General features: G+C 70.8%; 5 protein-coding genes. 4 read left to right on the top strand and 1 reads right to left on the bottom strand.

Going from position 1 to position 7,972, the window contains the following annotated elements; translation table 11 throughout:
- On the top strand, positions 1–650 hold a 650-nt coding region (locus ACWD3D_RS29795), incomplete at its 5' end, for a TerD family protein (RefSeq protein ID WP_451463867.1).
- Between the two features lie 162 nt (positions 651–812).
- Here ACWD3D_RS29795 and ACWD3D_RS29790 read toward each other — a convergent pair.
- On the bottom strand, positions 813–1,043 hold the full coding sequence (locus ACWD3D_RS29790; protein WP_266703095.1) for a hypothetical protein: 231 nt from the start codon (positions 1,041–1,043) through the stop codon (positions 813–815).
- A 484-nt stretch (positions 1,044–1,527) separates the two neighbouring features.
- Between ACWD3D_RS29790 and ACWD3D_RS29785 the strand changes: the two genes are divergently transcribed.
- The 3 genes from ACWD3D_RS29785 to ACWD3D_RS29775 form a co-directional block, all read left to right on the top strand.
- Complete coding sequence (locus tag ACWD3D_RS29785; protein ID WP_451463866.1) at positions 1,528–4,119, top strand: S8 family serine peptidase; 2,592 nt, start codon at positions 1,528–1,530, stop codon at positions 4,117–4,119.
- Positions 4,119–7,058, top strand: a complete 2,940-nt coding sequence (locus tag ACWD3D_RS29780) for an FG-GAP repeat domain-containing protein (RefSeq protein WP_451463865.1) — start codon at positions 4,119–4,121, stop codon at positions 7,056–7,058. Before ACWD3D_RS29785 ends, ACWD3D_RS29780 begins: the two co-directional genes overlap by 1 nt.
- 85 nt (positions 7,059–7,143) lie before the next feature.
- Positions 7,144–7,972: AfsR/SARP family transcriptional regulator (locus ACWD3D_RS29775; protein ID WP_451463864.1), on the top strand; the 829-nt coding region annotated here is incomplete at its 3' end.

Genomic DNA, 7,972 nt, shown 5'->3' with positions numbered 1-7,972 from the left:
CGCGGATCGCACCGCCGATGCCGCCGATGCCGCCCGCGCCCCCGGCCGCTCCCCCGGCCCCCGCGTCCTCCGGGAAGATCAATCTCGACAAGGGCCGGGTCAGTCTCCAGAAGAACCAGACGGTCTCGCTGGTCAAGGGCGGCCGTCCGCTGCTCTCGCAGGTCAAGATGGGCCTCGGCTGGGAGCCCGCGTTCCGGGGCAAGGACATCGACCTGGACGCCTCGGTGATCGCCTACGGCCCCGACCGCAAGCACCTGGACAGCTGCTACTTCGGCAAGCTGTCGATCCTCAACGGCGCGATCAAGCACTCCGGCGACAACCTCACCGGTGAGGGCGCGGGGGACGACGAGGTGATCGTCGTGGACCTCGGCCGCATTCCCGCCGAGGCCACCGGCCTGGTCTTCACGGTGAACTCCTTCACCGGCCAGAAATTCACCGAGGTGGCGAAGGCGTACTGCCGACTGCTCGACGCGGCCACCGGCGAGGAGCTGGTCCGCTTCGACCTGAGCAGCACGGAGCCGCAGACCGGCGTGATGATGGCCAAGCTCATCCGGCAGTTCACCGGCGAGTGGGAGATGACCGCGATGGGCGAGTACGTGAAGTCACGCACCGTACGCGGCATGGTGAAGCCCGCAGCCGCAGCGCTCTAGCCGTACGGCCCTGAGCCGCCCGGCGTCCCGTGGGCCACGGGAACGGCCCCACAACGGCTTCCGGGGCACCTGGTATCTCTCAGGTGCCCCGGTTCCGGGCGCTCTCCGGCGGACGGCCACTCGTGTCCGAGGGCATGTCCGTCCGGCACGCCCCTGAAGCTCTCAGAGCTTGGTCAGCTTGGAGTACGGGCTCAGGATCCTCCCCTGACGCCCCGCGAAGTCGATGAGGACTGCGTCGTTGTCGCCCTCGACAGCGAGAACCCGCCCGAGGCCGAACTGGTCGTGCGACACCCGGTCGCCCACGTCGAAGCATTCGACCGGTGGGGCCGCCTGGGCCGGGCGGTTGAAGGGACTGGAAGGCAGGTGACGCCGGGATCCGGCTGACTGTTTCATTACCTTGAGTATGCGCCACCGGGACGCCCGGCGCTATGCCCGTTCCCGCCCTCGGCCCAGTAGTGCCGCATTCGTGATGCGCCCGCGACCAGGGACGGTCGCCGCCACGACGCGCTCGTGGCGGCGTCGACACGCGGGACACCGGGCCCGAAAGACCCCCGAAGGGGTGGCGGTTCGCACAGACCCGGGAGTGTCCCGCCGATCGGGATCGGCCGGTGGATCAACGACGACCGGGGCGCCGCGTCCGGCGGCGTGGCGGCGCGAAGCGGCCGGAAATTCCGGGCCGGAGCCTACCGGCCTGCCGGCCCCGCCGCCGCGCAGCCCTGCCGGCCGCGCCGCCGACGGATGAGGCTCACCCGGTGGTGCGCCGCGCCCTGCCCGGTACACCGGTCCACCGGACGCCCGTCGCGAGCTGTAATGCCCGAGTAACGGTGCCTCCCTAACGTCCGGGCTCCCCCTTCCCGTCCCTGGAGGAGCACCCCCGATGCACCTGCCCCGATCGTCCCGGCGCAGATCCGCCGCGCTGGTGGCCGCCGCACTCACCACCGCCGGTCTGCTGATCGGCCCCCCGGCCGCGGCTGCCGCCGACACCGCGCCGTCCCCGAAGGTCGACTCCGCCCTGCGAGACGCCGTCGACGGCGGTGGCGAGGCGACCTTCTTCGTCACGCTGAAGGACCAGGCGGACCTGTCCTCCGCCAAGAAGCAGAAGTCCCACGCGGGCCGTGCGAAGGCCGCATACGGCGAGCTGCGCGCACTCGCCAAGTCCAGCCAGAAGTCGCTCAACTCCTTCCTCGACAGGGAAAAGGTGAGCCACGAAGGGTACTGGATCGCGAACACCGTCAAGGTGACCGGTGATCAGAACCTGATCAATCAGCTGGCGAAGCGCCCGGACGTCGCGAGCATCGTCAAGGAGCGGCACTACCGGCTCGACGACAGCGAGACCTCCGACGCGAAGATCACCACGTCGCGCACGAACCCCTCTGCCGGGGGCTCGTCGGCCGAGAGCGCCACGGACTCCTCCGCGAACGGTGACACCACCCCCGAGTGGGGTGTGGCCGACATCAACGCCGACGACGTCTGGAACCAGTACGACGACCGCGGCGAGGGCATCGTCATCGCGAGCGTCGACTCGGGTGTGCAGTACGACCACCCCGACCTGGTGGCCCAGTACCGGGGCAACAACGGCGACGGCACCTTCACGCACGACTACAACTTCTACGACCCGTCCGGGACCTGCGCCGCCGACGGCACCCCGTGCGACAACAACGGTCACGGCACCCACACCATGGGCACCATGGTCGGCAAGAACGGCATCGGCGTCGCGCCGAACGCCAAGTGGATCGCCGCCAAGGGCTGTGAGTCGAGCCAGTGTTCGGACGAGTACCTGCTCGCCGCCGGCCAGTGGATCCTCGCCCCGACCGACCACAACGGGCAGAACCCGCGCCCCGACCTGGCGCCGAACATCGTCAACAACTCCTGGGGCGGCGACGACACGACGTTCTACCAGGACATCGTCGAGGCCTGGAACTCCGCGGGCATCTTCGAGGCGTTCGCGGCCGGCAACGACGGTGACGGCACCACCTGCTCCACCGCGCACGCCCCCGGCTCGCAGGCACCCTCCTACGGCGTAGGCGCGTACGACTCCAGCGGCACCATCGCCGATTTCTCCGGCTTCGGCCCCTCGCTGGTCGACGGCTCGGCGAAGCCGAACATCTCGGCGCCCGGCGTCGCGGTCGAGTCGACCTGGCCCGGCTCCTCGTACAACACCGAGTCCGGTACGTCGATGGCCACCCCGCACGTCGCGGCCGCGGCCGCGCTGCTGTGGTCGGCGGCCCCGTCGCTGATCGGTGACATCCAGGGCACGCGTGACCTGCTCAACCAGGGCGCCCGGGACGTCGACGACACCCACTGCGGTGGCACCGCCGGCATGAACAACGTCTGGGGCGAGGGCAAGCTCGACATCCTCGCGTCCGTCGACAAGGCCCCGCACACCGCCGGCACCGTCAGCGGCAAGGTCACCGACAGGGCCACCGGCGCCGCCCTCTCCGGCGTCGTCGTCAAGGCCACCAACGCCACCTACGGCACCCGCACGGTCACCACCGGCCCCGACGGCACCTACCGCCTGTCGCTCAACCCGGGCTCCTACGACTTCGCGCTCAGCGGCTACGGCTACGCGACCGCCCGGGTCACCGGCGTCGAGATCACCGAGAACCAGGCCCTGACGCAGGACCTCGCGCTCTCCTCCGTCGCCTCCCACAAGGTCACCGGCACCGTCCTGGACGTCACCGGCAAGGCGCTGCCCGGCGCGACCGTCGAGCTGACCGGCTCCCCGGTCCCCCCGGTCACCACCAACGCCAAGGGCACGTACACGCTGCCGAAGGTCGCCGAGGGCTCCTACACCCTGACCGTGAAGCCCGCCGCGCCCGTGCTGTGCAACGGTGTCTTCACCGGCGCGACCACCGTCTCCACCGCCGACCTGATCAAGGACGTCCAGGTCCCGGCCCGCGCCGACGCCTCCGGCAACAGCTGCGCCCCGGCCGCCTACTCCTGGATCGCGGGCTCGAAGAAGGTCGCCCTGACCGGTGACGAGGACGCCACGACGATCTCGCTGCCCTTCCCGGTGAAGCTGTACGGGGTCTCGTACTCCACCACGTCCGTCACCACCGACGGCATGCTGAACTTCCTGGCGCCGCGCGTCGGTGACTACGCGAACACCGCGCTGCCCACCGAGTACAACCCCAACGGCTTCGTCGCCCCGCTCTGGGACGACCTGACGCTCGACAAGAAGTCGTCCGTCCAGACCGCCACCACGGGCACCAAGGGCAGCCGCACGTTCGCCGTCGTCTGGAACGACGCGGCCTACGCGAACGGCACCACCGGGCGCGCCACCTTCGAGGCCGTCTTCGACGAGGCCACCGGCGCGGTGACCCTCCAGTACAAGTCGGTCGCGGACCAGGGTGCGGGTGCCACCGTCGGCATCCAGAACCAGGCCGGTACCGACGCCCTCCAGTACGCCTACAACCAGTCGGTCGTCACCGCCGGTTCGGCGATCCGCTTCACGCAGGGAGCCAAGTGATGAGAAACCTCCACTCGCGGCGGGGCCTCCGGCTCGCCTCCGCCCTGGTCGCCGCCGGGCTCTGCCTGAGCGTCGCCCCGCAGGCCCTGGCCGCCGACGACAGCGACGGCGTCCTGAAGCTGACGGCCGCCCAGGCGCGGCAGTTGACCGCCGACGTCGCCCTCGACCCGTACGGTGACGCGGCCGAGAACCAGGTCAGTCCCCAGGCCGAGGACGCTCCCGCGTCCGGCGACAGCACGGACGCGACGCCTTCCGGCTCCGGTTCCTCGCTGGACGGCGCGTCCACCGACGCCGCCCCGGTCACCTTCACCGGCACCTCCTCGCTGGAGGGCGTGCGGGGCATGGGCTCGACCGTCCCCGTCGGCAAGAACGGGAACTACCTCACCGTCCACAGCCGGGGCAACGTACAGCTGCACACCCCCGACGGCGAGTCCGTGTGGGAGCGCACCAACACCTCGTACTACGCGGACTGGCAGGTCAAGCCGCTGCGGCCGTGGCAGACCGAGCCGTTCCCGGTGCGGATCATGATGGGGTACAACGCGGTCTCGCCGTTCACCCCGTCCTCCGACTCCGGCTACTCGACGGGCGACCTGACCGGTGACGGCGTCGACGACGTCGTCTTCTCGGCGAGCGTCGGCATCGCGTCCTACCGCCCGTTCACCTCGCCCGGCTCGTCGCTGCCCAACGGCACGTTCGTGACGATCCTCGACGGCAAGACCGGCAGGACGGTGTGGTCGAAGCTGTACGACTACGCCACCATGGTCAAGATCGTCGACGGCACGCTGCTCGTCGCCGACTCGCCCCGGATGAACATGAACTCGCCGGCCGCCGACACGGCGAAGCTGTACGGCATCCGCTTCTCGTCGGCGGACGGCAAGCTGACCCCGTCGTCCACGTGGACGTACGACACCGGTGAGGCGGGGGACTCCGCCTGGGGCGACATCCAGGACCTCGGCAAGGGCAAGGTCGCCGTCTCCTGGGACCGCGCCAAGTCCGGCACCGTCGAAGGGCGGGGCCACACCCTCGCCCTGAACGTGGCGGACGGCTCGGTCACCTGGCAGACCGACAGCGTGCTCTACAGCCGCCAGCTGCGCGTCGACTCCGGCCGCAAGCGGCTCGTCGTCGTCGAGCAGGCCGACGTCAACGACGCGGTGAAGTACGAGATCGTCGCCTACGACCTGAAGACCGGCAACCGCTCGACGCTGGACAGCCGGGTCAACGTGCTGCCCACCGCCCTGACGATCGGTGACCTCACCGCCAAGGCGGGCGACGAGTACGCGGTCGCCGAGTCCTCCCTGGACAACTACCTCCAGGTGAACGCCAACACCGTACGTGTGGTCAACGGTGACGCCCCCGGCAAGCTGCTCTGGTCGCAGACGACCAAGCGCGACGCCGACAACACCGACAACGGGCCGAGCGTCTGGCGTCTCCAGGTCGCCGACGGCAAGCTCGTCGCCGCGGGCGAGGACGACCGCGACGTCTTCGAGTCGCAGAACCCGGGCGGCGCGCGCTTCGCCGCGACGACCGTGTACTCGGGCAAGGGTGCCGTCCTCTGGCAGAACAAGGGCCTCAGCGGCGCGCCGATGTACCAGGACGTCTTCAGTGACGCCGCGGGCACCCACGTCCGCGTCATCGACCAGAGCCAGAACATCCGTACGTTCAAGCTCGGCAACGGCAAGCAGCAGAGCATCACTCCGCTCCAGGCGGACATCTCCTACGCGCAGACCACCGACGTGAACAAGGACGGCACGTCCGACGTCGTGATGGCCGGTTCGTCAAACGGCGTCTGGGCCTACTCCGGTCCCTCGCTCCTCTCCGGCAAGCCCGAGAAGCTGTGGCGTGCCACCGTCCCCGGCGCGGTGCACGACATGCGAAAGGGGGACGTCAACGGCGACGGCAAGGACGAGATCGTCGTCGCCGCCGACTCCGCCGTCGTCGTCCTGAACGCGAAGAACGGCAAGACGCTGGCCACCATCGACAGCGGCGGCCGGTTCGTCCACTCCGTCGAGCTCGCCGACCTCGACGGCGACGGCGAGCAGGACATCGTCGTCCCGACGGACACCTTGAACGCCTACTACGGCGACGGGCACAAGATCTGGTCGTACGCGGCGCCCGAGGACCTCGGCGACGTGGTCTTCTCCGACCCGTCGGTCCAGGACGGCAAGGTCTACACCTCGTACTCCAAGGCCGGCTCGATCGACCTCGTCGACCCGGCGGCGAACGCGATCGCGCTCAACGCCAGGACCGGCAGGACGAAGTGGAGCATCGCGCCGAAGGCCCCGGCCGTCTCGACCGACGGGGTCATCCACGCCGCGCTCACCTACCAGGGCACCTTCGCCTCCCCGGAGATCCCGTACGCGGACGGCCACGCGGTCGCCTACACGTGGGAGATCCAGGCGCAGCCGTTCGCCAACTCCACCGATAGCCCGTCTCCGCACACCTACCTGGAGATCCGTGACGGCCGCACCGGCGAGGTCGTGCACTCCGCGACCATGGGCGGTCTGTGGACGCACGGCGGCTTCTTCACCGACGACGGCAGCCTCTACGAGGCGGGCACCTCGTCCTTCCGGAGGTACTCCGGCGAGGGCACCGAGGACGCCCTGGCCTCGGTGATCGGCCAGACCTACAACGGCGCGTTCGCCACCGGGCCCGGCGGCCGGAAGCTGCTGATCGCCGGCAGCGAGGGTTCCATCTCCGCCTACGCCGGGGACGCGGACTTCTTCGAGAGCGGCCAGTCCTTCCAGTCGCCCCTCGGCGACGCCGGCCTGATCGGAGCCCGCAACTTCCTCGCCGCCGACCTCGACGGCGACGGCACCGACGAGGTGGTCTCGCTCCAGGGTGACGACTACGGCTCGGACCGGCTCGCCGAGGACCTCGGCGGCCGCTACCTGGTCGACGACAACGGCATCCACCAGGTCGCCACGTACAAGCTCTCCTGACCCACGGGCTGACGTCCCGACGTGAAACGGACCCCCCGGGCCTCGCCCGGGGGGTCCCCTGCGTGTTCGATTACAGTGCATCCTGATGAACGCGCAACGACCGGACAGCACGACTTCCGCCGCGCCGTTGCTGCGCCTGGACCTGCTCGGCGGATTCCACGCCACCCGCGACGGCGGCCCCGAACTCGCCGACCGGTGGCCGCGCCCCGGAGCGCGCGCGCTGGTGAAGCTGCTCGCCGTGGTGCCCGGCCACCGCCTCCACCGCGAGGAGGCCATCGCCGTCTGCTGGCCCGACGCCGATCCGAAGGCCGCCGCCGGAAGTCTGCGCGTCGCCCTGCACGCCGCCCGCCGCGCCCTGGAGCCCGAACTCGCCCCGCGCGCCACCTCCTCGTACCTGGTCTCCGACGGGGCGCTCCTCCATCTCGATCCGGCCACCGTGTGGATCGACGCCGACGAGGCCGAGGCCTCGGCCCGCACCGCCCTCACCGAAGGCGGGGTCGACGAACTGATGGCCGCGATCGACCGGTTCACCGGCGAGCTGCTGCCGGAGGACCGGTACGCGCGCTGGGCGGACGACCGGCGCGGCCGGCTCACCCTGCTCCGTGAGCAACTGCTGCTCCGGCTCGCCGGGCAGCACCTGGAGCGGGGCGCGGCGGCCGAGGCGGCGGCCGTCGCCGAACAGGTCCTCGCGGGCAGCCCCGCCGAGGAGCTGGCCCACCGCGTCCTCATCGAGGCCTGGCTGCGCCAGGGGCTGCGGCGCCGGGCCGTGCACCAGTACCACGTGTGCCGCGAGGCGCTCGACACCGAACTCGGGGTGCGGCCGGGGCCGGAGACGGAGCGTCTGCACCGGGCCGCGCTGGCCGCCGCGCCCGCGCCCGTGCCCGCCACCCCCCTGCTCCCGGCCCCGCTGCGGG

The organism is Streptomyces sp. NPDC002690 (assembly GCF_053592415.1).
Note: the sequence above shows the minus strand (reverse complement) of the source record. Positions and strands in the feature narration are given on the sequence as shown.

What these genes read in the sequence shown, in the direction of transcription:
- ACWD3D_RS29790 (WP_266703095.1), bottom strand. Translation starts at nt 1,043, where the DNA reads ATGAAACAGTCAGCCGGATCCCGGCGTCACCTGCCTTCCAGTCCCTTC.
- ACWD3D_RS29785 (WP_451463866.1), top strand. Translation starts at nt 1,528, where the DNA reads ATGCACCTGCCCCGATCGTCCCGGCGCAGATCCGCCGCGCTGGTGGCC.
- ACWD3D_RS29780 (WP_451463865.1), top strand. Translation starts at nt 4,119, where the DNA reads ATGAGAAACCTCCACTCGCGGCGGGGCCTCCGGCTCGCCTCCGCCCTG.